25 protein-coding genes are annotated in these 20,730 nt (G+C 69.1%); 8 read left to right on the forward strand and 17 right to left on the reverse strand.

All coding sequences use genetic code 11. The features are described 5' to 3' along the window. The first annotated feature begins 7 nt into the window (after window positions 1–7). Window positions 8–439, forward strand: a complete 432-nt coding sequence (locus AOM45_RS23650; protein WP_030467277.1) for an Lrp/AsnC family transcriptional regulator — start codon at window positions 8–10, stop codon at window positions 437–439. 37 nt (window positions 440–476) lie between these two features. Beyond that, window positions 477–605 (forward strand): hypothetical protein, encoded by a 129-nt coding sequence (locus AOM45_RS53530; RefSeq protein WP_269083657.1) that lies wholly within the window; start codon window positions 477–479, stop codon window positions 603–605. Here the strand turns inward: AOM45_RS53530 and AOM45_RS23655 are convergent. Further along, window positions 602–1,819: a PP2C family protein-serine/threonine phosphatase gene (locus AOM45_RS23655; protein ID WP_201780054.1), complete on the reverse strand. Its 1,218-nt coding sequence runs from the start codon at window positions 1,817–1,819 to the stop codon at window positions 602–604. The genes AOM45_RS53530 and AOM45_RS23655 overlap by 4 nt on opposite strands. A gap of 10 nt (window positions 1,820–1,829) precedes the next feature. Next, entirely contained in the window at window positions 1,830–2,198 is a 369-nt protein-coding gene (locus AOM45_RS23660) for an STAS domain-containing protein (RefSeq protein ID WP_030467279.1), read from the reverse strand. Window positions 2,199–2,369: 171 nt separating this feature from the next. On the opposite strand from AOM45_RS23660, the gene AOM45_RS23665 reads away from it, so the two are divergent. After that, a complete protein-coding gene (locus AOM45_RS23665; protein WP_030467280.1) occupies window positions 2,370–3,287 on the forward strand; it encodes a sensor histidine kinase in 918 nt (305 codons plus the stop codon). Here the strand turns inward: AOM45_RS23665 and AOM45_RS23670 are convergent. Genes AOM45_RS23670 through AOM45_RS52990 form a run of 4 tightly spaced genes read right to left on the reverse strand, consistent with a single transcriptional unit; the run spans window position 3,221 to window position 4,893 of the window. Continuing rightward, entirely contained in the window at window positions 3,221–3,721 is a 501-nt protein-coding gene (locus AOM45_RS23670) for an MSMEG_6728 family protein (RefSeq protein ID WP_030467281.1), read from the reverse strand. The genes AOM45_RS23665 and AOM45_RS23670 overlap by 67 nt on opposite strands. 3 nt (window positions 3,722–3,724) lie before the next feature. Further along, window positions 3,725–4,189, reverse strand: a complete 465-nt coding sequence (locus AOM45_RS23675) for a YflT domain-containing protein (RefSeq protein ID WP_030467282.1) — start codon at window positions 4,187–4,189, stop codon at window positions 3,725–3,727. A 9-nt stretch (window positions 4,190–4,198) separates the two neighbouring features. Next, on the reverse strand, window positions 4,199–4,609 hold the full coding sequence (locus AOM45_RS23680) for a DUF2243 domain-containing protein (RefSeq protein ID WP_030467283.1): 411 nt from the start codon (window positions 4,607–4,609) through the stop codon (window positions 4,199–4,201). Further along, the gene (locus AOM45_RS52990; protein ID WP_269083659.1) at window positions 4,609–4,893 is read right to left on the reverse strand and encodes a divalent metal cation transporter; all 285 of its coding nucleotides are present in this window, start codon (window positions 4,891–4,893) and stop codon (window positions 4,609–4,611) included. Before AOM45_RS52990 ends, AOM45_RS23680 begins: the two co-directional genes overlap by 1 nt. Between AOM45_RS52990 and AOM45_RS52995 the strand changes: the two genes are divergently transcribed. Beyond that, on the forward strand, window positions 4,882–5,439 hold the full coding sequence (locus tag AOM45_RS52995) for an AfsR/SARP family transcriptional regulator (protein WP_051783212.1): 558 nt from the start codon (window positions 4,882–4,884) through the stop codon (window positions 5,437–5,439). The genes AOM45_RS52990 and AOM45_RS52995 overlap by 12 nt on opposite strands. Before the next feature lie 36 nt (window positions 5,440–5,475). Then, complete coding sequence (locus AOM45_RS23695; RefSeq protein ID WP_035909973.1) at window positions 5,476–6,936, forward strand: aminotransferase class I/II-fold pyridoxal phosphate-dependent enzyme; 1,461 nt, start codon at window positions 5,476–5,478, stop codon at window positions 6,934–6,936. A 93-nt stretch (window positions 6,937–7,029) separates the two neighbouring features. On the opposite strand, the gene AOM45_RS23700 is transcribed toward AOM45_RS23695, so the two are convergent. Both AOM45_RS23700 and AOM45_RS23705 read right to left on the reverse strand, forming a co-directional pair. Next, window positions 7,030–7,218, reverse strand: a complete 189-nt coding sequence (locus AOM45_RS23700; RefSeq protein ID WP_030467286.1) for a DUF3072 domain-containing protein — start codon at window positions 7,216–7,218, stop codon at window positions 7,030–7,032. Between the two features lie 57 nt (window positions 7,219–7,275). Continuing rightward, window positions 7,276–7,611 carry a hypothetical protein gene (locus AOM45_RS23705; RefSeq protein ID WP_156093783.1) on the reverse strand — a complete coding sequence of 112 codons (336 nt, stop codon included), beginning with the start codon at window positions 7,609–7,611 and terminating at the stop codon, window positions 7,276–7,278. Between the two features lie 119 nt (window positions 7,612–7,730). Between AOM45_RS23705 and AOM45_RS23710 the strand changes: the two genes are divergently transcribed. Continuing rightward, window positions 7,731–8,087 carry a DUF6401 family natural product biosynthesis protein gene (locus AOM45_RS23710; RefSeq protein ID WP_051783214.1) on the forward strand — a complete coding sequence of 119 codons (357 nt, stop codon included), beginning with the start codon at window positions 7,731–7,733 and terminating at the stop codon, window positions 8,085–8,087. Between the two features lie 45 nt (window positions 8,088–8,132). Here the strand turns inward: AOM45_RS23710 and AOM45_RS23715 are convergent, their stop codons facing one another. From AOM45_RS23715 to AOM45_RS23725, 4 genes are all read right to left on the reverse strand, one after another. Then, window positions 8,133–8,948, reverse strand: a complete 816-nt coding sequence (locus AOM45_RS23715; protein ID WP_030467289.1) for a mechanosensitive ion channel family protein — start codon at window positions 8,946–8,948, stop codon at window positions 8,133–8,135. 79 nt (window positions 8,949–9,027) lie between these two features. Next, a complete protein-coding gene (locus tag AOM45_RS51840; protein WP_167979012.1) occupies window positions 9,028–9,204 on the reverse strand; it encodes a hypothetical protein in 177 nt (58 codons plus the stop codon). Window positions 9,205–9,498: 294 nt separating this feature from the next. Then, entirely contained in the window at window positions 9,499–10,563 is a 1,065-nt protein-coding gene (locus AOM45_RS23720) for a family 2 encapsulin nanocompartment cargo protein terpene cyclase (RefSeq protein WP_030467290.1), read from the reverse strand. Further along, on the reverse strand, window positions 10,563–11,405 hold the full coding sequence (locus AOM45_RS23725) for a geranyl diphosphate 2-C-methyltransferase (protein ID WP_030467291.1): 843 nt from the start codon (window positions 11,403–11,405) through the stop codon (window positions 10,563–10,565). Before AOM45_RS23725 ends, AOM45_RS23720 begins: the two co-directional genes overlap by 1 nt. Window positions 11,406–11,874: 469 nt before the next feature. Here AOM45_RS23725 and AOM45_RS53000 point away from each other — a divergent pair, with 469 nt between their 5' ends. Next, window positions 11,875–14,724, forward strand: a complete 2,850-nt coding sequence (locus AOM45_RS53000) for a right-handed parallel beta-helix repeat-containing protein (RefSeq protein WP_063757018.1) — start codon at window positions 11,875–11,877, stop codon at window positions 14,722–14,724. Here the strand turns inward: AOM45_RS53000 and AOM45_RS23735 are convergent. From AOM45_RS23735 to AOM45_RS23750, 4 genes are all read right to left on the reverse strand, one after another. Further along, window positions 14,714–15,550: an ion transporter gene (locus AOM45_RS23735; RefSeq protein WP_051783216.1), complete on the reverse strand. Its 837-nt coding sequence runs from the start codon at window positions 15,548–15,550 to the stop codon at window positions 14,714–14,716. The genes AOM45_RS53000 and AOM45_RS23735 overlap by 11 nt on opposite strands. A gap of 61 nt (window positions 15,551–15,611) precedes the next feature. Continuing rightward, a complete protein-coding gene (gene zapE, locus AOM45_RS23740) occupies window positions 15,612–16,565 on the reverse strand; it encodes a cell division protein ZapE (RefSeq protein WP_162185649.1) in 954 nt (317 codons plus the stop codon). Window positions 16,566–16,593: 28 nt separating this feature from the next. Beyond that, window positions 16,594–16,983 (reverse strand): FMN-binding protein, encoded by a 390-nt coding sequence (locus AOM45_RS23745; RefSeq protein WP_030467295.1) that lies wholly within the window; start codon window positions 16,981–16,983, stop codon window positions 16,594–16,596. 4 nt (window positions 16,984–16,987) lie between these two features. Further along, a complete protein-coding gene (locus tag AOM45_RS23750) occupies window positions 16,988–18,370 on the reverse strand; it encodes a ferredoxin reductase family protein (protein ID WP_030467296.1) in 1,383 nt (460 codons plus the stop codon). A gap of 102 nt (window positions 18,371–18,472) precedes the next feature. Here AOM45_RS23750 and AOM45_RS23755 point away from each other — a divergent pair, with 102 nt between their 5' ends. Continuing rightward, on the forward strand, window positions 18,473–19,414 hold the full coding sequence (locus AOM45_RS23755; RefSeq protein ID WP_030467297.1) for a pirin family protein: 942 nt from the start codon (window positions 18,473–18,475) through the stop codon (window positions 19,412–19,414). A gap of 11 nt (window positions 19,415–19,425) precedes the next feature. Here AOM45_RS23755 and AOM45_RS23760 read toward each other — a convergent pair whose 3' ends face one another. Further along, window positions 19,426–20,520, reverse strand: coding sequence for a toll/interleukin-1 receptor domain-containing protein (locus AOM45_RS23760; protein WP_156093785.1), 1,095 nt, complete (start codon window positions 20,518–20,520; stop codon window positions 19,426–19,428). Between the last annotated feature and the right edge of the window lie 210 nt (window positions 20,521–20,730).

Here is a 20,730-nt window from a genome sequence, read left to right on the forward strand (position 1 = left end):
TCTGCCGGTGGACCGCATCGATCGCGCAATCATCCGCCACCTCCAGCGGGACGGGCGGCTCAGCAACACCGAGCTGGCCGACAAGGTGGGCCTGACGCCGTCGCCGTGCCTGCGCCGGGTGCGGGCGCTGGAGGACGCCGGGGTGATCACCGGCTACCACGCCGCCGTCGACCCGGTCGCCCTCGGCCGCGGCTTCCGCGTCCTCGTGCACATCGAGCTCGCCGCGCAGGACACCGCGACCATCGAGGCGTTCGAGGCGCAGATCGCGGAGATCGACGCCGTGGAGTCGTGCGTGCGGATGTTCGGGCAGCCCGACTACCACCTGTGGGTCGCCGTCTCGGACATCGCCGCCTACGAGCAGCTCTACATGTCGGCGCTCACCGGGCTGCCGGGCGTGGCCCGCACCAACTCGCAGTTCCCGATGAAGACCGTGAAGTGATTGGCGAACGGGGTCCCGGCGGAGTCATGCTGGTCGGATGACGAAGGAAGAGGCACTCAGCAAGCAGGAGAACACCGAACGCGTGGTCACCGCCCGGTCCGGGCTCGGTCTCCTGGCCGGACTCGTCGTGCTCTGGGTCGTGCTGCGCTGGATCAGGCACGGCTAGGTTCCCCGGACGGTCAACGACTTCTCGCGGTCGTGCTGCCACTCCACCAGCAGCGCGCTCGCGTCGTCCTGCAGGCGGCCGCTCTGGTGGTCGAGCACGGTGCGCATCAACCGCCGCAACGTCTCGGGCGCCGAGCAGCCGTCGGCCTCGCGGCGGATCACGAAGTCCGCGAACCGCTTCAGGCCGAACTGGCGGCCGCGGCTGTCCCGCGCCTCGACGATGCCGTCGGTGTAGAAGAGCAGGCGGTCGCCGGGTTCGAGGTGCTCGCGGCACAGCACCGGCGTCGTGGGCAGGCGGAAGCCCATCGGCGGTGACGGCTTGCACGAAAGCTGGCGGACCCACCTGCCCTGGCGGATCAGCAGCGGTGGTGGATGGCCCCGGTTGACCCAGCTGAGCACGCCGGTGCGGTAGTCGAGGTCCGCCAGCACACCGGTCGCGAACCTGAGGCCGCCGAACTGCTCGCCGATCACCTCGTCCACCGCGATGCTCGTCTCGACCAGGCCGAGGCCGCGGCGGCGGTGGTTGCGGCACGCGCCGGTCGCGAGCGCGACGGTCAGGCCGGCCGACTGGTCGTGGCCCATGGCGTCGAACATCGACAGGTGCACGATGTCACCGGTGATCGCGTAGTCCACGGCGTCGCCGCCGATCTCGTACGCGGGTTCCAGGACGGCGGTGAGCACCAGGTTGTTGGTCGCGAACGTGAGCGGTGGCATCAGCGGCCACACGACCTCGGAGGCGACGGTCATCGGCCGGGTGCGCACGAGCCGCTGGTAGGTGTCGCTGTGCGGTCGTTTGCTCACCAGCATCAGGCCCACGAGCGAGGCCAACGCCTTCAGGCGGTCCACAGTGGACCTGGAGTCGTCGGGGGCGACGGCACCGAGCACGCCGAGGCGTTCGGTCCCGTCCAGCAGCGGGATCCAGAAGTGGCGGCCGCCGTCGCACGCGGTCGTGATCAGGGCGACGTCCCGGAAGGCCCTCCCCGCGAGGCTCGCGTCCACCGGAAACCTGCGCACACCACCGGGATCGAGCGTGACGAGCGACTCCTCGCGCAGGTCGGTCAGCATGATCAGGATCTCGGAGAACCCCGCGGCGGCTGCGCGCTGCCCCACCAGCCCGGGCAGCTGCTCCAAGGTGATGAGGTGGCTGTCCTCGAGCAGGTCGGCGAGCATGACGAACGACGGGTCGTCCGTGGGCGCTCCTCCTCCCGGATCCATTGCAGACTGACTAGGCAGGCACCTCCGCAAGCGCGTCCAGCACGCACGACTGCACACCCAGCACGTCCACGACCTCCAGCACCTGCAACGGCCGCAGCACCGCGGCACTGGTCGCGACGACCACGAGCACGCTGCCCCGCCGCAGGCACAGGTCCTGGTGGTTCAGCAGCAGACCGATGCCTTCCGCGCCGAGGAACCTCAGGCCCGTCAGGTCCACCACGACCGGGGAGGGAGGGACGACCGAACACACCGCGGCGCCCAGGCGGTCGGACAACTCGTCCGCCGTCGCGCAGTCGAGCTCACCGGCGACCTGCACCACGACGGCGGCCCCCACGGTCTCACTGGTGGCGCGGAAGGGAACTTCACCGTCGGTGAGCACGCGGCAACCTCCTGATGGACGGCACGACCGTCACACGGGGGCTGGCTGCTCAACCCGGTCCGACCGTAGCGCAGTCCACGTGACCGCGCCGACCGCCGGGCACGGGGAGAACCGGCCTGTCACCAGGTTCGCTCGGATGGCCCACCGAAAGCGCGCGTAGCATCGGTCGTCGTGACCGGTTTCTTCCACGAGACCGCCTTCTACGGCGCCGACGACGAGTTCCTCGCGCTCGTGGTGCCGTTCCTCGAGGACGGCCTGCGCGCGGGCCAACCCACCGTGGTCGCGTGCGCCGAGGAGAACACCGCTCTGCTGCGAGGTGCGCTCGGAGACACCTCGGTCATGTACCTGCCGGGCGCGGACCAGTACGCACGGCCGTCGGAGGCCATCTCCACCTACCGCGACCTGTTCCACGACCACACCCGCGGCGGCGCCACGCAGATGCGCGCCGTCGGCGACGTGCCGCATCCCGGTGTCGGTGTGCGGTGGGACTGGTGGGCCCGCTACGAGGCCGCGGCCAACCAGGTGTACGCCGAGTTCCCGGTGTGGGGCCTGTGCCCGTACGACACCAGGACGACGCCGGCGGACGTGCTCGCGGACGTGGTGCGCACGCACCCCAACATCGCCTCCCCGTCCGGCGCACGAGTGGTGAACCCCGGCTTCCTGGAGGGCCTCCCCCACTCCGCGCAGGTCCCCGACGTGCTGGAACAGGGGTGTCCGCTGGTCGAGCTCGTCGACCCGACCGCCGGCGGTGTGCGCGCGGCCGTCAGCGCGGCGATCGGCACGACGAGGCTGAGCGAGGACGACAAGCACGACGTGGTCTACGCGGCGAGCGAGATCGTCACGAACGGCCTGACGTACGGCGTCGCCCCGATCCGGTTCCGGCTGTGGGCGGACGAGGGGCGCGTGGTCGTGGCGGTGACGGACAGGGGTCCCGGCCCCTCGGACCCGCTGGCGGGCCTGGTGCCGACCACCGCGACCGAGTCGGCGGGGCTCGGGTTGTGGATCCTGCACCGCACGTGCGACTACGTGTCGATGGGCCGTGACGCCGAGGGGTTCACCGTGCGGGCGAGCGTCGGCGGCCACACGTAGGGCAGGTCGTCCGGCACGTCCGGGAAGAACCGGCGGTAGTGCTCGGGATCCTTGCGCACCAGCGCCGACTGGTGACTGCGGTGTAGCGCCTCATCCCCCAGCCAGTTCGGCAGGTCGCCCGCGACGGCCAGTTCCTCCTGGGTGCGCACCGCCACGACCTGCTTCGCGCGCGCCAGGTCGGACCGCATCGTCGCCTCGCACGTGTCCTGGAACCCCAGCTCCCGCCACACCGCGCAGATCTCCACGCCGTACCGCACGAGCGCTTCCTCGTGACCGGTCCACATCCGCACCGCCGGGTGGTGGCGCCAGCCGTGACCCGGCACCACCAGCGCCCGCTGGATCTGCAGCGCCTCGACCCGTTGCTTGCCGAGCCGCCGCCTGTCCAGCACTCGGGCGGTGGCGGCGAAGTCCGGGTACGGCAGGAACGTCTGCACGGGTCAGAGCACGTACTTCGCGGCCCCGGCGGCCTGCGCCCTGTCGACGTGCACCTCGTAGCGCTGCGCCTGCAGGGTCATGACGCTCGAGAAGTCACGCTGCCCGCGCGTGCTCCAGTGCGCGACGAACCCGAAGACCGCACCCCAGAACGCACCGATCACGAGACTGATCAGCAGCATCCACACCCAGGCGGCACCGGCGGTGAAGAGCCCGAACAGCAGTCCGATGAAGACACCGAACCAGGCTCCGCTCGCCGCACCGGCGGCGGCGGCCCTGCCCCGGGTCATGCGGCCGGTCACCTGCTCGACGGTGCGCACGCCCTCGCCGACGATCCGCACGCTCTCCACCGGGAAGCCGTCGTCGGACATCCGGTCGACGAGCCGCTGGGCGGCGGCGTAGTCGGGGAAGCTCGCCAGCACGCTGGACTCGGTGGCGGCCGGCGCGGTCACGTTCTGTTCGATTTCCACACCGGACGGCTACCCGCGCGCGCGACGCGCAAACAGCGTCCCGATCACCAGGAGTACCGCGCCCGAAGCGAGAAACGCCAGGTCATAGGCCAGTTGATCAGGACCTGGACGGACGTGGTGGATGCCCAGGACCTGGTGGTCGATCAGCCCCTCGACGAGGTTGAACACGCCCCACCCCGCGAGGATCCCGCCGAGCAGCACCCGTTCCGGCAACGGCGCCCGCCGGTTCAGCAACGCCACCCCCACCAGCACGATGACCAGGCACAGCAGGTGGAACAACCCGTCGCCGACCATCATCAGCGTCACGTCCTCACGCGGGTACCAGCCGGACAACACGTGGTGCCAACCGAGCAGCTGATGCGCCACGATTCCGTCCAGGAACCCGCCGATCCCCACTCCGAGCACCAATGCCGCGAGCATCACCCGGTCACCGCCCTCACCAGCAGGAACAGGTTCAACGCGGAGATCACCAGCGCCGCCACCGCACCGGCCGCCGTCGCCGTGCGCCGGTTCGCCGACGCGCCCATCACGTCCCGGCGCCTCGCCAGCAGCACCATCGGCACGAGCGCGAACGGGATCCCGAACGACAGCACGACCTGGCTCAGCACCAGCGCTTTCGTCGGGTCGACGCCGAGCCCGAGCGGTGCCCGGCGCGCGCAGGCTTCTCGCCCTGCTGGCGTTGCGACGCCCCGGTGCCGCGCCAGGTGGCGGCCACGCTGCTGTGGCCGGACGCGACGGCACGACGGGCGTCCGCGTGCCTGCGGTCGTCGTTGTGGCGGCTGGCGAAACCGTCCACACCGCTGGTCGTGGCGACCGAGGACGCCCTGGTGCTGGGCGAGGACGTCGAGATCGACTTCCGGCGCGCGTGCGCGTTCGCCGCGGCACCGGGAGCACGACCGGAGGCCCTCGGGATGCTCAAGGCCGACCTGCTGCCAGGGTGGTGGCAGCTGTGGGTGCAGGCCGAGCGCGACTGGTGGTGGCAGGCCAGGTTGCGCGCGCTGGAGACCCTCAGCGACCGGTTCCGGTCGTGCGGAGATCACCACCACGCGCACCAGGCAGCGCTCGCCGCCGTGCAGACGGACCCGTTGCGGGAGAGCGCGCACCGCACGCTCGTCGAGCTGCACCTGGCCGACGGCAATCCCGCGCAGGCCGTGCGGCAGTACCAGAGCTACCGCAGGCAGCTGCGCGCGGAGCTCGGCCTCGAACCGTCGGCCCACATTCACGAGCTCGTGCGACCTTTGCTGCGTTGATGTTCGAAGTGCGGCCGTTCGGGCTACTCACCCGGCATGGACCACAGCAAGGCACCGGTGCTGGAAGCGTTGCAGCAGTTCCGCGAGCGCGGCTACGTGCCGTTCACCCCGCCGGGACACCGCCAGGGCAAGGGCGTCGACCCGAGGGTGCTGGACGTGCTCGGCAAGCAGGTGTTCGAGGCCGACGTGCTCGCGCTCAACGGCCTGGACGACCGGTTGATGCACGGCGGTGTGATCGAGCACGCCCAGGAGCTCATGGCGCACGCCGTCCGCGCCGAGCACGCGTTCTTCTCCACGTGCGGCAGCTCGTTGTCGGTCAAGAGCGCGATGCTGTCCGTGGCGGGACCGCACGAGAAGCTGATCGTGCCGCGGCACGCGCACAAGTCCGTGGTGTCCGGGCTGATCCTGAGCGGCGTCTGTCCTGTGTGGATCAGCCCGAACTGGGACGCGGAACGGCACCTCGCGCACCCGCCGGGCGCGGACAGGGTGCGCGAGCTGTTCGAGGCCGAGCCGGAGGCCAAGGGCATGCTGCTGGTCACGCCGACCGACTACGGCACGTGCGGTGACATCGCCGAGATCGCCGAGGTGTGCCACTCGTTCGGCAAACCGTTGATCGTGGACGAGGCGTGGGGCGCGCACCTGCCGTTCCACGACGACCTGCCGCCGTGGGGCATGGACGCGGGTGCCGACGTGGTCGTGACGAGCGTGCACAAGTCCGGTGCCGCGGTCGAGCAGAGCTCCGTGTTCCACCTGCAGGGCGACCTGGTCGACGCGAAGGTGCTCAAGGCCAGGGAAGATCTGCTCGGCACGACCAGCCCGACCTCGCTCGTCTACGCCACCCTCGACGGCTGGCGCCGGCAGATGGTGCAGCACGGCGAACTGCTGCTGACCGCCGCGCTCGCACTCGCCGAGTCGACCCGTGCCGCCATCGGCGAGCTGCCCGGCCTGCACGTCATGGAGTTCGACGACCTGGTGCACTCGTACGACCCGTTGAAGATGGTCATCGACGTGTCGGGGCTCGACATCAGCGGCTACCAGGCCACGGACTGGCTGCGCGAACACCAGCGCGTCACGCTCGGGCTGTCGGACCACCGGCGGGTCGTCGCCCAGTTCACCCACGCCGACGACCACCGCACGGCGCAGACGCTCGTCGAGGCGTTGCGCGCGCTCACGAAGGCCGATCTGCCCACCCCGAAGCCCGTCGACCTGCCCACGCCCGACGAGCTCCAGCTGGAGACGGCGATGCTGCCGCGCGACGCGTTCTTCGCGGAGGTCGAGCAGGTACCGGTCGAGCGGGCGGCCGGGCGGATCGCGGCGGAGATGATCACGCCGTACCCGCCGGGCGCGCCCGCGGTACTGCCCGGCGAGGTGATCACCGACGAGGTGCTGGACTACGTGCGCAGCGGGCTCGCCGCGGGCATGCAGTTGCCGGACCCCGCGGATCCGGAGCTGAAGAGCGTGCGGGTGGTTGCGCCTGCGAGCACGCCCAACTCCTGATCGCGGGCGCGTGGCCAGGTCCCGCGTGCCCGGTCCTCTGGTGCAGCCGACCACCAGACCCGGCCGACCCCAACCTGACGGCCGTGCAGGTGGTCAGCTCCCGCGTCCGGTCTTCTCCTGCAGCCGGTCGATGAGCTGCGAGGCCTCCACCTTGGTGAGCTCGTCCGGCACGTCCTCCCCCGCTTCCTGGGCGAGGGTGTGCAGGTACGACTCCTGCGGACCGGTCATCGGCTCGTCACCAGTCGTCCAGTCCTGCGGGTCCTTCTCCGGCGTGCGGTTCACGACCGTCCCCTTTCACTCGAACACGCGTTCGAGATACCCCGGACGGCGGTGGCTCAATCAGCCTTTCAGCACGACGTCACCCGGCGTGGACGGACCCGGCACGACGAGCGGCCGCCGCACGCGGGACATCAGGCGGTGCGCCACCGTCAGCAGCGTCCGCGCCTCCATCCGCTCGTGGTAGGCCAGGTGCTCGTCCGCGGCCTCGACACAGGCGACGACCTGCGGCGACACCTCGGCGTCCGCGTTCGCGCAGGCGGCCAGCGCCTCGGTCAGCCCCTTGCGGGCCTCGTCGGAGTCGACGTTGGCCAGTGCGGTGCAGACGGCGTTGTCCAGCTTCTCCAGCGCGGTCACGCGCAGCTGCTGCAACGACACTTCGTCTAATTCGGTGGTCACGGTCATCGCCTGCCTTCACAGCCGGAATCTCCGCGCCGACTGCTTGACGCACCGCGCCCGAGTACCCGGTTCGAGAGCCCTCAAACCAGGACTTCACCGCGCGCGGCTACCGTGGCGGGATGCGTGCGACCTGGCGCGAGAAGAACGCGCGGCAGTGGATCTCCGACCTGTCCGACCGGATCGGCGTGACGGGGTGGGCGGCACTCGCCGTCACGCCCGCGCTCGCCGCCGAGGTGGACCAGCACGGCGCGGCGGTGCGCGACATCCTGCTGCTCGGCGTCGAAGGCGCCGGCACGGTCGGCGCTGTCGTGCTGCTGGCCGCGTACGGTCGCGGGCTGCTCGATCACGCGCTCGAGTCGGAGTGGACCCACACGTCGTGGCTCGGCGTCCGGCTGATGGCGATCTGTCAGCTGGCGCACCTGCACGACGTGAAGCCGTTGACCGACGACGTGGGCGCGCTTCCCGAGCTCACGTAGAAACGAGGCGCACCCAGGTGGATGCGCCTCGTCGTCAACCAACCGTCAGAGGTCTTCCGGCCTCCGCGCACCGAGCACCGGGTCCTCGACCGGCACCTGCCGCTGAGTCGCGACCGGGTCGGCCTGCGGAATGGGCGTGGTCTCCGCACCGGTCCGCACGGCGTCCTCCCGACCGCGCTGGTACGCCTCGGCCTGAGCCTGGGCCTGCGGGAGCTCCGCCTCGGCGCGTCCCAGCCAGCCCTCCCACCGCTGCTGCATCGGCCGGATCAGGCCACCGCCCACGCCGACGACGAGGATGCCGCCCGCCGTCGCGAGCACCGCGATCAGCACCGGCATCGTCACCGTGGTGGCGACACCGATCTGGTTCAGCGCCGCGATGATGCCGAGCGCCCAGATGAAGATCGACGCGATGTTCGCGAGCACCCGCCCGTAGGACAGCCCGCCGAGCGCGCCGCCGATGAAGTCCTTGGCAGCGTTGGCGATCGCGCCGGCGACCACGACGATGATGATCGCGACCGCGGCCTTGGGCAGCCACGCCACGATGCCGGTCAGCAGCTCCGACACGGGGTTGGGGCCCCACACGCCGAACGCGATCTGCAACGTGATCAGCAGCAGCGCGTAGTAGACCAGCTTCGCGAGCAGGTCAGAGGCGTCGTACTTGCTGCGCGACAACATCTGCCGCACACCGCCGCGCTCCACGAGCCGGTCGAACCCGACCCGTTCGAGCACCTTGTCGACGAGCTTGGAAACGGCCTTGGCGACGAACCAGCCGATCAGCAGGATCAGCAGGAAGGCGGCCAGCTTGGGCACGAACGTCGCCACCGCCCGCCAGGCGTCGGTGAGCCCTTGTTCGAAGTCCATGTCGAACTCCCTTCGCGCGGGCGCCCGACCGGGTCACCCGCACCAGGCAATACCCGGTGCGGGGACCGTTCACACGGGGTCAGGACACCGGCCGCAGCTCGCGGTCGCTCGCCACGAGGTGCTCCCAGGTCCTGCCGCGCTGACTCGGTGGCGCGGACCCGTCCGCGGTGCACACCGGGTACACCAGGCCGAAGGGAACCGGCTGATCGAACTCGTCACCGGTACGAACGTCGACCAGACGACGCAGGTGGGCCATCACAACCACTCCTCACGACCGAAGCGGTGCCGCACACGTCCGGACGGTCACCCGGACGCGGGACCTGGGGTAGGGGATCACCGAATACCCCGTGATCAGCACGAACATGCGCTCGCCCGTTGCGACATCAGGGTGAACTGATCGTCCACAGTGGACTAACGCACCGGGATCGAGCGGGTGCTGTGCGGTGAGGATGATCATGCGCCGTCGTGGATGGCGCGTGGTGGCCGGAATCCGGGACCACCAAAGAGGATCCGCCCGAGCCACACCCACGGCACGGCTCGGGCGGACGCGTCACCGGTAACGCGGATGCGTGGTGTGCCACTCGAAGCCGCCGCCCATCCAGGCCTTGGCGCCCTTCAGGAACCGGTGCAGCTCCACCGACGGCACGGCCAGCAGCTCCCGGTGCCCCGCCTCGAAGTCGCGCACCATCTGGTTGTGCAGCTCCACTGTCCGTTCGGTGGCCTCGGCGATCGAGCACCCCCGGTCGGCCGCGATCTGCAACACCATGTTGCACACCGGCTTCTCGTCGGCGGCGTCCTTCTCCACCGACACCAGGTCGTTCACGATCACCGACGCCGTGCCCGCCGACGTCAGCAGCTGACGCACGCGCGGGTCGTAGTACAACGGCGCCGGCAGCTCGTAGCCGCCGACCGCGTCGATCAGCGTCATCGACGTGTAGAAGGTGTCGTGCTGCCGCGTCGCCAGGTACTGCCACGCCGGCGGGTAGTTGCCGGTGTGCCGCCAGGCCGCGTAGGCGCTCCACGACACGAACATCGCGAACGTCGAGTAGCAGACCCGTTGCACCACGGTCGGTGTGCTGCGTGCGGTCAGGTGCGCGATGCCCGACCGCAGGCCGACGAGCACCGGGTCGGCCGCGATCGTCTCCTCCAGCTCGTCGGTGAACTCGGCGGCGGGCGCGACCGGGTCCATCGCGGCCATCGCCAGCGCGAGCCGGGGCGGCAGCTCGGCCGGGACCGCTCCCATCTCGGTGCTGTCGGCGTACAGGTCGTCGGCGGCCCACCACGCCGCGTTCAGCCTCGCCGCGATCAGCAGCTGGTCCACGTCGTCGGTATCGGTGTGGGTGAGCACCGCGAGCCGGCCGAACATCCCGCCCAGGAACCGTTCCGGCTCCTCGAAACCGCACTCCCCCGCCCACGCGATCAGCCGCTCGTCGACGGCGGCGGCCAGCAGGGCGTCCTCGCGTTCGACCACCGGCACGTACAACGGCGGCGCCGTGCCGTCACCCCAGGGGCGTTCCGCGTAGCCCGGTTCGGGAGGCAGATCGACGGGCTCGGGCCGCCCGAGCCGGGCAGCAGACGTGCCCAGCCCGGACGGCCCGTTCAGCACATCCCGCATCAGACGCGGTCCGCGGCGATCAGCAGGTAGTGGAAGCTGCCCTCCTTGTACGCGGTGAGGAACGGGTCCTCGATGCCGGTCGCGACCGACGACTTCGCGCGCAGCTCCCAGTACGGGATCGTGTCCGGCGTGAGGTCGACGACGCTGATGGGCACGAAACCGTTGTCCGCCAGCGCCTTGAAGTACTCGCTGCGCGGGTGGATGTTGCAGATGTAGTGCTGGTCGATCTGGCTGACCGCACGCGAGCGGCCACCCGTCAGGTCGTTGTAGCAACCGGTGATGCAGACGTACCGGCCGCCGGGGGCGATGAGCCTCGCGAACTCGCCGTACAGCTGCTGGAGGTCCACGTACATCGTGGTCTCGTTGGTCCAGATGCCGTTGAACGCCCCGGTTTCGAAGCCGGTGTCGAGCATGTTCTTGAAGTGGAACCGGACCTGGTCCGAGACTCCGCGCTCGGACGCCTGCGCGTTGGCGAACGCGACCTGCTGCTCGGAGATGCTGACGCCGTCGACCTGAGAGCCGAAGCGGGCGTTGGCCATGAAGCTCGTGCCGCCGCGGCCGGAACCGCCGTCCATCAGCCTGCCGCCGAACGGGATGTCACCGAACGCGTCGAGCAGCACTTCGGCCTGCGCGGTCTCCAGCCGGTGCATCTCCGCGATGATCGCGTCGTCGCCCATCTCCAGCACGGCCGGGTCGTACGCACCGAGCCCGTAGTGGTGGTGGTAGAGCCCGTCCACCTCACCGAGCTTGATGTTGACCGGATCCTTCTCCTTGTTCCAGTAGTCCGCGACGGAACGCTGGTAGTCGGTGCGCAGAACCGGCTTCACAGTGGGGCTCGCCATGATCCTGTGGTGCTCCTGTTCGTTGGAACGCTCACTGCCGAACAGCAATCGACCTTTGCAGCCTTTGGCGCAACCGGCGATCCGCCGTTCAGGGTTGGTTCGGTCACGAACGGGTGCGGCGGATCTTGCATCTCCGTGGCCCTCTTCACCCGCGCAACCCGTGCAGCACCCCACTTTCGCGGGTTCTCTGCGTCCAACCGGATGACGCGAAGGGGCAGGATTCCACGCCACCGGGGAAGAAATCCCGTACGAGCGCCGAGGTCACCCGAGCGCCCACTCGGCTCGCAACCGGCCCAATCGGCTCACACGATTCAGAGCCGTGAGCTGCCGGGAGAACTGTTCGAACAGGCAGGGAGCCGTCATTGAAAACCATTTCAGGATTCCCTATTTCAAGAATGTGAATGTTTGACACATATGCAACTCTCGACTACAAAGAAATAGCCCCCGCCCTGCCGAAGAGGGTTGTCGAATGACACGACCATCCATCCCCCTGCTCACACTGCTCTTAATCGGGTCGCTGGCCGTACGGGTCACGACGGCGACGGCCGCACCTGCCCTGACGGGCCTGGATGTCTCGTCAGGCAATCGACGTTCCCCTGTTTCCGGCCTCTACGACTGGTCGAAAGCGGGGTACCGCGGCAATGGCGTGCTGCCCGGAAACAATGAGCTGAACCCGGACGCGAACTGTCAGATCACGTCAACGGAACTCGCGTCGCAGTTCAACGTCCGCCCGAATGACACCGCGGACGACTCGGCCGGGCTCCAGGCCGCGATCGACTCCGTCAGGACGACGTGTTCGCCCACCGCGAGCTATTCGAAGCTCAGCCTCATCACGCTGCCCGCCGGTGAGCTGAAGGTCTCGAAAGAGCTCCACGTCGACGCGGACTACCTGATCATCAGGGGTGCCGGCGCGACCGCCACGAAGATCGTCTACACGCCCGACGCGAACACCCGCTACGACGCGCTCACCCCGGACGGCTCGGACTGGGACGAGGACGGGATGACGTTCGGGCAGGGCAAGGGAGGCTGGCTGTGGCCGGGCCGCGGCCTGTTCCGGGTCCAGTCACGCGGCGTGCACACGGCCTACGCGAGTGACTACGCCGCGGCGCCGGAGAACCGCAAGGACATCTTCGAGGGCACGGTGAACGTGCACTGGAAGGCGGGCGCGAAGGTCAAGACGGCCGCCAAGGCCGGCGACAAGGTCGTCCAGGTCCAGTCCACGACGAACATCAAGGCGGGCACGCTCGTCAACGTCCGTGCCGCGAACTCGGTCAAGTTCTACGAGCAGCAGTTCGCCACCGGCACGGCGTACCCGTTGCTGAACATGCACATGCGCCAGCAGATCTTCACCGTCGCCTCGGTCTCGGGCAGCGCGGTGACGCTCGACAAACCGCTGGAGTTCGACGTTCCTGTCAACTCCACCTCGGACGGTTCACCGGCGATTGACGGGGCGACGTACGACTCCAAGGTGTCGCCGCTGGTGGACCCGGTCCTCGGCGTCGGGTTCGAGAACTTCGGCTTCACGCAGGCGATGCCGAACCTGAACCCCGCCGAGGCCGTCAACAACTACGGCAACATGGCGCCGGCGGACGAGATGCACGGCATCGTCTTCAAGTGGGCCGCGAACTCGTGGGTGCGCGGCATCCGCGCGGAGATGACGGGGTCGCACCCGATCGTCACCGAGGAGGCGAAGAACCTCCAGATCGTGGACAACTACCTCGACGGTTCGTGGAACAAGGGCAAGGGCGGCAACGGTTACTTCCGCGGCTCACGGGTGTGGGACTCGCTCTACGCCGGCAACACCTCACGCAACCTGCGGCACTTCACCTTTCAGTGGTCCGCGTCGGGCAACGTCGTGATCGGCAACGACTTCGACTCCGACCTGAACCTGCACGGCGGCTGGGAGCGCAACAACCTGTTCGAGAACAACACGGTCCGCGTCTCCTACGCGCACCGCTCGGGCAACTGCCGAGCGAACTGCGGCGAGGAGGGCGGCGGCGGTCCCGACGACTCGAACTGGTTCCCGATCTGGTGGGGCGCCGGCAAGAAGGCCGTGAAGTGGTCGGGTGCCTCCGGGCCGCGCAACGTCTTCTTCCACAACGAGATGAGCAAGCAGCTGGCCACCGACGGCGCCTACCAGCCGTACTACGACGACCGGCAGCGGATCTACCAGTTCGGCTGGAACGGCAGCGCCTACAAACACCTCGACGTCGGCGGCACCCCGATCGCGGACTGGGCGAAGAACGAGCAGCGCGACTACACCGGCGGTCACGGCGTCGACGCCACGAGGACTGACGCGGCGAAGTCGTTGTTCCTCAAGAACCTGCCGGGCTCCGAGCCTCCGCCGGCCGAGGGCACCGTGACGACCGCCGAGCAGCTGAAAGCCGCGCTGGCCAACGCGAAACCCGGTGAGACGATCACGCTCGCGCCCGGCACCTACCGCGGTTCGTTCGTGACCACGAAGGCGGGCACCGCGAGCGCGCCGATCACGCTCACCGGCCCGTCGACCGCGGTGCTGATCAACGACGGACCGTCCGGCGAGGCACCGTCCTGCCCGGCACCGACCGCGGGCTGGGACTCGGGTTACGGCCTGTGGCTGTTCAACGCGCCGTACTGGAATCTCAAGGGTTTCAGCGTCACGGAGTCCAAGAAGGGCATCGTGCTGGACAACTCCCACCACGTCACGATCGACGGCGTGAAGGTCTCCAGGACCGACGAGGAGGGTGTCCACTTCCGGCGCTCGTCCGCGGACGGCGTGATCAGGAACTCGACGGTCACCGACACCGGCCTGGTGCAGAAGGGGTACGGCGAGGGCGTCTACATCGGATCGGCGAACTCGAACTGGGCCTGCCACGGCAACTCCGGTGGCGTCGACAGGTCCGACCGCGTGCAGGTGCTCGGCAACAAGATCGGCCCCGGCACCGCCGCGGAACCGATCGACGTCAAGGAGGGCACGCACAACGGCCTGATCTCCGGCAACACGTTCGACGGCCGCGGCATCTCCGGGGAGAACTCCGCCGACTCGTGGATCGACGTCAAGGGCATCGGTTACCGCATCGAGAACAACACCGGCACCTTCGCCACACCAGGTGTGTTCGCGAACGGCTACGAAACGCACAACCCGAGCACCACGCCGTCGTTCGCCAACGGTTGCGGCAACGTGTGGCGCGGCAACACCTCCGACCTCGGCGGCGTCGGCGAGTACGCCGTCAAGATCACGTCCACGTCGAAGTGCTCGGCCAACCCGAACGTCGTGCACGCCTCGAACACGGTCACCCGTGCCACGAAGGGCCTGACGAACGTCCCGGTCACCCCGTAACAGCGGGGGTCGCAGGGTCCCGATCGGTGTACGGCGGCGTCGCCGATCGGGCTCCCTGGCGCAGTGCGCGCACCTCGTCCCGCAGCGCCCGGACCTCCTGCAGCAACAGGTCGTCGTGCGTCGCGGCACGGGGTGCGGGCACCTGCTGCACGTCCGACTCCATCGCGCTGCACACCACCGCGATGAACAGGTTCAGCATGGTGAACGTGCCGACCAGCAGGTAGCAGAGGAAGAAGATCCACGCGAACGGCTGGTGCACCATCAGGTCGCGCATGACGTCCGACCAGCCGTCGCCCGTGGTGATCTGGAACAGCGTCAGCAAGGTCGAGCCCAGGTCGGCGAACCGCGGGTCGCCGGAGTCGCCGAAGAGGTTGCTCGCGATCACGCCGCCGACGTAGAGCAGCAGCACCAGCAGGCCGGTCAGCGAGATCAGGCCGGGCACCGACTTCACCAGCGCGGTGACCACCCGGCGCATGCTCGGCACCATCGCCACGAGCCGCAGCGCCCGCAGGATCCTCATGGACCGCAACACCGACAGCGGACCGGCGGCCGGCAGCAACGCCACCGCGACGATCACGAAGTCGAAGATGTTCCACGGGTCGCGGAAGAACTTCCAGCCGAACGCGTACAACCGTGCGGCCAGCTCCCCGACGAAGATCGCGAGTGCCAGGTGGTCGATCAGGCTGAGCAGATCGCCGTTCTTCGCCACGATCGACGGCGACGTCTCGGCTCCGAGCGTGATCGCGTTGACGACGATCACGCAGATGATCATCCACTGGAACCGCGTGCTCTCGACTACCTCACCGATGCGGGCGCGCAACGTCATGCCGGACAACTCCTTGCCGTGGGGACAAGGGCTCTATCGGCCGGAGGTGGGCCCGAGCTGATCACCCGGTCGTGTTGATCAGTTCCAGCCGGCTCGCGGTGCGGGCGAGGTCGAGCGCCTCGCCCCCGACGATCTCGGCCAGCGGGTGGTCGCTCACCAGGGTCAGCCGGACGTCGGCGTCGACGAGCACGTCCACGACGTTCGCGAACCGTTGCTGCGCCTCGCGATCGCACGTCTCGAGCCGCGGCACGGCGGTGATCACCCAGTCGTCGAAGCGGTCCGCGAGCACGAGGTAGTCCTGGGTCGACGTCGGTTTCTCGCACAGGTCGCCGAAGTCGAACCAGATCCGCTTCCCGGACGTGCCGAGCGCGGTGACGTCGCGGCCGTTGACGTTCAGGACGACCGGTGTCGCCGGAAGTTCCGCGTCCGTGCGGATCTCGCCGGTCTCGAACCGCGACCGCGGTCGTCCGTGCAGGTGCCGGTAGTCCGTGGCGCCCTTCAGTTCCACGGTGTCCATGAGCTTCTTCACCAGCGCGATGCCGGGCAGGAAGTGGTCGTGGTAGAGCGGGTTCGGCAACAGGCCGTCCGGCGGGTAGTTGGACGTGGCGATGATCATCACCTTGCGGTCTTGGAGCGTCTCCAAGAGCCGGGTCATCAGCATCGCGTCACCGACGTCGTGCAGGTGGAACTCGTCGAACGCGAGCACCTGGCTGCGTCCGATCAGCTCGTCCACGGCCTTGCGGACCGCACCACGCTCGTGCAGCCGTTCGGAGATCCGTGCGTGCAGCTCCCGGAAGAAGGAGTGGAAGTGCACGCGCCGTTTCTTGCGCACGGGCAACACGTCGAAGAACGCGTCCGCGAGGAAGCTCTTGCCGCGGCCGACCGGCCCGTGCAGGTAGACGCCCCTGCGCCGCTCCCCCAGCGCGGCCAGCAGGTCAACGGCCGCGAGCTGGGCGTCGTCCAGGTCGTATCCGCTGCTCGACACGCGTGCGAGCAGGCTGTCGCGAAGATCCACGGTTACCCCCGCGGCCAGCTTACAAAGATCACCTGCCCACCTGGTCCAGGGCTGCCTGCAACGACTCGACGTACCCCTCGCTCGTCACGGTTGCGCCGCTCACGGTGTCGATGTCGGCGCTCTGCGCGTTGAGGGTCTCCTGCACGAGGATCGGCAACGCGCGTGCGTTGATCTGCTCGTCCTTGCGGTTGCCGTCCGGGTATTGCGGCACGGTCACGGCGGTGATCCTGTCGCCGTCCAGGGTGATCGCGACCTGGACCGGGCCCCACCGCGTGTCCACCGCGGGTCCGGTCACGGTGCCCTGGCCGGGCGACTGCGCGACCGGCGTGGTCATCGGACCGGACAACGAGGTGCGGTAGCCGAACAGGAGCACCAGCGCGGCCGCGGTGCTGATCACCCAGGCGAGAATGCGCTTCACGACGTCACCACCTGAACTCCTCGACGTGGACGCGTTCGTCCGGCACGCCGCACGCGAGCGCGACCCGGCGCACCACCTCCGCCCAGGACGAAGGGCCGCACACGTAGACCTCGCGCGCGGCGACGTCCGGTATCCAGTGCCGCAACGCGGTCACGTCGTCGACCGGCACGCCGTCGCCGAGCCACGACCCGGCCGACCGGCGCGGGCCGGGCAGGTCGACGACGCGCAGACCGCGTTCCCGCGCCAGCACGCCGAGCTCGCCGGCGAACAGCGGACGGTCCCGGAAACGGTGCAGCAGCACCACTTCTCCCGGCGCGTAGTCGAGTCCCTCGGCCAGCGCCCGCAACGGCGCCACCCCGACACCTGCCCCGATCAACGCCACCCCGCGCCGCGTGCGGACGCGGTCGGTGAGCCGGCCGAACGGACCTTCGAACAGCACCGGCGTGCCAGGGCGCACCCCGCGCACCTCGGCACTGCCGTCGCCGAGCGTCTTCACCGTGATCCGCAGAGTCCGGCCGTCGGGCGCGGCGGACAGCGAGTACGGATGGCCGCGCGTCCAGCCGGGACCGTGCAGAAACCGCCAGCCGAAGAACTGTCCGGCCCGCACGGGCAACCGGTCCAGCCGCCGTCCCGACAGGTGGATCGACACGACGTCGTCGTCCTCGGGCACCACCGAAGTGACCCGCAGGCGGTGCCGGCCGTTGCGCCACAACGGCAGGACGAGCCGCCACACCACGACAGCCACCGCCGCCGCTGCCCACAGGCTCCACCAGTAGGCCGTTTCCGCCGCCGAACCGAGGAAGTCCTGGCCCGTCCACAGCTGGTGCGGCAACGCGAGACCGACGCCGAGGTAGCCGTAGAGGTGCAACAGGTGCCACGACTCGTACCGCAGCTTCCTGCGTGCGGCCTTGATGCTCGTGACGACCGTCATCACCAGACAGGCCGTTCCCGCGAGTGCCAGCAACATCGCCGGATAGCCGGTGACGAGGTCCCAGAACTCCGCGGGCGTGCGCGTCAGGTCACCCGCCGCGTAACCCCAGGTGATCAGCACCAGGTGGGCGAGCACGAGGTTGAACGACGTGAAGCCGACGATCCGGTGCACGGCGACCAGGCGGTCCTGCCCGAACGCCCGTTCCAGCAGCGGCAGCCGCGCCATCAGCAGCACCTGCACCAGCAACAGGTCCGAACCCAGCAGGCCGGTGAGCCGGCCGAGCGAGGTCAGCCCGGTCTCCCAGTCGCCGAGGTCGGTGATCCCGCCGCCGGCCGCCCACCAGTACGTCACGAGCAGCAGCCCGGCCCACAGCACCGCGATCGCACCGAGCCGCAGGCCGGTGTCGAGCGGGCGTCTTCGCACGATCGGTGAAGCGGGGGTGAGTGTCGCTGTCATGGGCGGGCTCCTCTTCGTTCAACCCGTTCCATGCTCGGCAGCGACCCTGAACGCACCAGTAGAGCCAGCTGTGAGTCAGCTGAACGGCCTACGATCACCGGTGTGAGCAACGTCGAAGCCGAGCCCGCCGAACTGACGTGCACCTCCACCCCCGGCGGCGTCGAGGTCCTGGGCCCGCGGGACGTGCCGCTGGGCGGTCCGCGTGCGATGTCGGTGCGCCGTACGTTGCCCCAAAAACAACGGTCTCTCATCGGCGCGTGGTGCTTCTGCGACCACTACGGCCCGGACGAGGTCCGCATGGACGTGGCGCCACATCCCCACACGGGCCTGCAAACGGTCAGTTGGCTGTTCACCGGCGAGATCGAGCACCGCGACAGCCTCGGCGTGCACGCGTTCGTGCGCCCTGGCGAGCTGAACCTGATGACCGGCGGCCGCGGCATCGCGCACTCCGAGGTCTCGACCGCGTCGTCCACCGTGCTCCACGGCGTGCAGCTCTGGCTCGCCCTGCCCGACGCCCACCGCGACGCCCCGCGCAACTTCCAGCACTACGCCCCGCCGACGGTGACAGTCGACGGCGCGTCGGTGCGCGTCTTCCTCGGCTCGCTGGCCGGTTCGACGTCACCGGTGCCCACGTTCACCCCGCTGCTCGGCGCCGAGATCACCCTGCCCGCAGGGGCGACGATCGAACTCGAGGTGGCTCGCGAGTTCGAGCACGGCGTCCTCCTCGACACCGGCGACGTGACCGTCGAAGGCACCACCCTCACCGCCGGCGACCTCGGCTACACCGGCACGGGCCGCGCGACGCTGACCCTGTCGACCCGCGACGGCGCGAGGGTGGTGCTGCTCGGCGGCGAGCCGTTCGGCGAGGAGATCGTGATGTGGTGGAACTTCGTGGGCCGCACCCACGACGAGATCGTCGCGTACCGGGACGAGTGGCAGGCGGAGACGGACAGGTTCGGCCGGGTGGAGGGCTACGGCGGCACCCGATTGCCCGCACCACCGCTCCCCGGTGGCCGCCTGCGTCCGCGCGGCAATCCCGCCTGACCGCCCAGCCGTCACGCGTCGTCCTGGCCCGCGCTCAAGCTCCGGTAGCGGCGGATCAGGATCGAGTGAAACGGGTTGGACGATTCGTTGTACTGGTACTGGATCTCTTCCGGCACCGGCACACATCCCCCTGGCCGGAACTGCGACGCGAGTTCCCGGGAGTTGTTCCGGAATTCTTTGACGATCTGCCCGCAGCAAGGAAACCTGAACATCTCCGCGTAGCCGTCCACGGCACCGGTCGACGCCAGGTGTCTCGGCGGTTCAGGGTGCCACTTGTTGTCGAGGTGCAGAAGTCCGCGCAGCATCGCGATCTCGACCCGGTCCTCCTCCGCGATGCCGTGGTGCGACGAGACAGGCATCGCTTCACGTATCTTGAGCTCCTCCTCCAGAAACGGGCGCATGACTCCGACCAGCTCGAGGTAGCGAGCCTTCTCGAGTTCGCCGATGGTCTTGCGTTTCGCTTCGGCCGCCCTGCTCGCGGAGAGGAACTCCAGCACCAGCTCGGGCAGTTCCGGCGCCGAGCCCGGCCGTCTCACCGCCCACTCCTCGGCATCGCGGTGCTCGACACCGCGCAACAGCGCATCCTCTGCCCGGCCACCCGCGTCCCACCGTTGAGCGGCTGCCAGCAGCCTTGTTCCACCGCGGAGCCACACGACGTCCTGATCGACAGCCGCCGCGAGCAGCGCCAGCTGATCGGCGCTGACGACCGCGTCCCCGCCGGCGAACTTCACCTTGATGTTCAGCGCGGACAGTCTGGGCGGAGCCTTCGCGAAGTCGATCTCCCTGCACAGCACCGGAATGACTCGCTTCTTGAGGTTCTGCGCGAAGGCGATCTCCTCGTCGCAGATCGCCGACCGGATCGAATCCGGAGACACGACGAAAAGAACGACGTCCGCCAATGCGATCATTTCCTGCAGGCGGATCCACCAGAGGTCCTCGGCGGAAATACCCGTGATCACGTTGTTCGGATCGCGGGAGGACTGGTCGAAGTCCACCAGGTAACCTCGCGCGTCGAGTTCCGCGGCGAGCCGAATGACGAAGTCCGAGTCTTTGCGCGAGTACGACAGAAAGACCCTGGTTCGCGCTTCGTCCGAGCTGGCGGCCATGGCTGGCTCCCGTCCGATCTTCCGCAAGTATCGCGCACGCGGGAAGCACGTGCGCCAGATCTCGACCGGCGACACGAGCCGGAGCCAGATCTCACTTTCCGTACCGAATCGACTACGGACAGACCTGTCGGCCACTGCTCCGAACGGACGCCGGGTGCCATCGTGACGCACATCTCAACCGGCCCGACCGCCTAGTTGTCAAAAGTCATA

This window comes from Lentzea aerocolonigenes (assembly GCF_000974445.1).
Lineage (GTDB): Bacteria > Actinomycetota > Actinomycetes > Mycobacteriales > Pseudonocardiaceae > Lentzea > Lentzea aerocolonigenes.

Excerpts from the sequence above, each read along its gene's own strand:
- AOM45_RS53530 (WP_269083657.1), top strand. The coding sequence starts at position 477 with ATGACGAAGGAAGAGGCACTCAGCAAGCAGGAGAACACCGAACGCGTG.
- AOM45_RS23655 (WP_201780054.1), bottom strand. The coding sequence starts at position 1,819 with ATGGATCCGGGAGGAGGAGCGCCCACGGACGACCCGTCGTTCGTCATG.
- AOM45_RS23680 (WP_030467283.1), bottom strand. The coding sequence starts at position 4,609 with ATGCTCGCGGCATTGGTGCTCGGAGTGGGGATCGGCGGGTTCCTGGAC.
- AOM45_RS23695 (WP_035909973.1), top strand. The coding sequence starts at position 5,476 with ATGGACCACAGCAAGGCACCGGTGCTGGAAGCGTTGCAGCAGTTCCGC.
- AOM45_RS23710 (WP_051783214.1), top strand. The coding sequence starts at position 7,731 with ATGCGTGCGACCTGGCGCGAGAAGAACGCGCGGCAGTGGATCTCCGAC.
- AOM45_RS23715 (WP_030467289.1), bottom strand. The coding sequence starts at position 8,948 with ATGGACTTCGAACAAGGGCTCACCGACGCCTGGCGGGCGGTGGCGACG.
- AOM45_RS51840 (WP_167979012.1), bottom strand. The coding sequence starts at position 9,204 with ATGGCCCACCTGCGTCGTCTGGTCGACGTTCGTACCGGTGACGAGTTC.
- AOM45_RS23720 (WP_030467290.1), bottom strand. The coding sequence starts at position 10,563 with ATGCGGGATGTGCTGAACGGGCCGTCCGGGCTGGGCACGTCTGCTGCC.
- AOM45_RS23725 (WP_030467291.1), bottom strand. The coding sequence starts at position 11,405 with ATGGCGAGCCCCACTGTGAAGCCGGTTCTGCGCACCGACTACCAGCGT.
- AOM45_RS53000 (WP_063757018.1), top strand. The coding sequence starts at position 11,875 with ATGACACGACCATCCATCCCCCTGCTCACACTGCTCTTAATCGGGTCG.
- AOM45_RS23735 (WP_051783216.1), bottom strand. The coding sequence starts at position 15,550 with ATGACGTTGCGCGCCCGCATCGGTGAGGTAGTCGAGAGCACGCGGTTC.
- AOM45_RS23750 (WP_030467296.1), bottom strand. The coding sequence starts at position 18,370 with ATGACAGCGACACTCACCCCCGCTTCACCGATCGTGCGAAGACGCCCG.
- AOM45_RS23760 (WP_156093785.1), bottom strand. The coding sequence starts at position 20,520 with ATGGCCGCCAGCTCGGACGAAGCGCGAACCAGGGTCTTTCTGTCGTAC.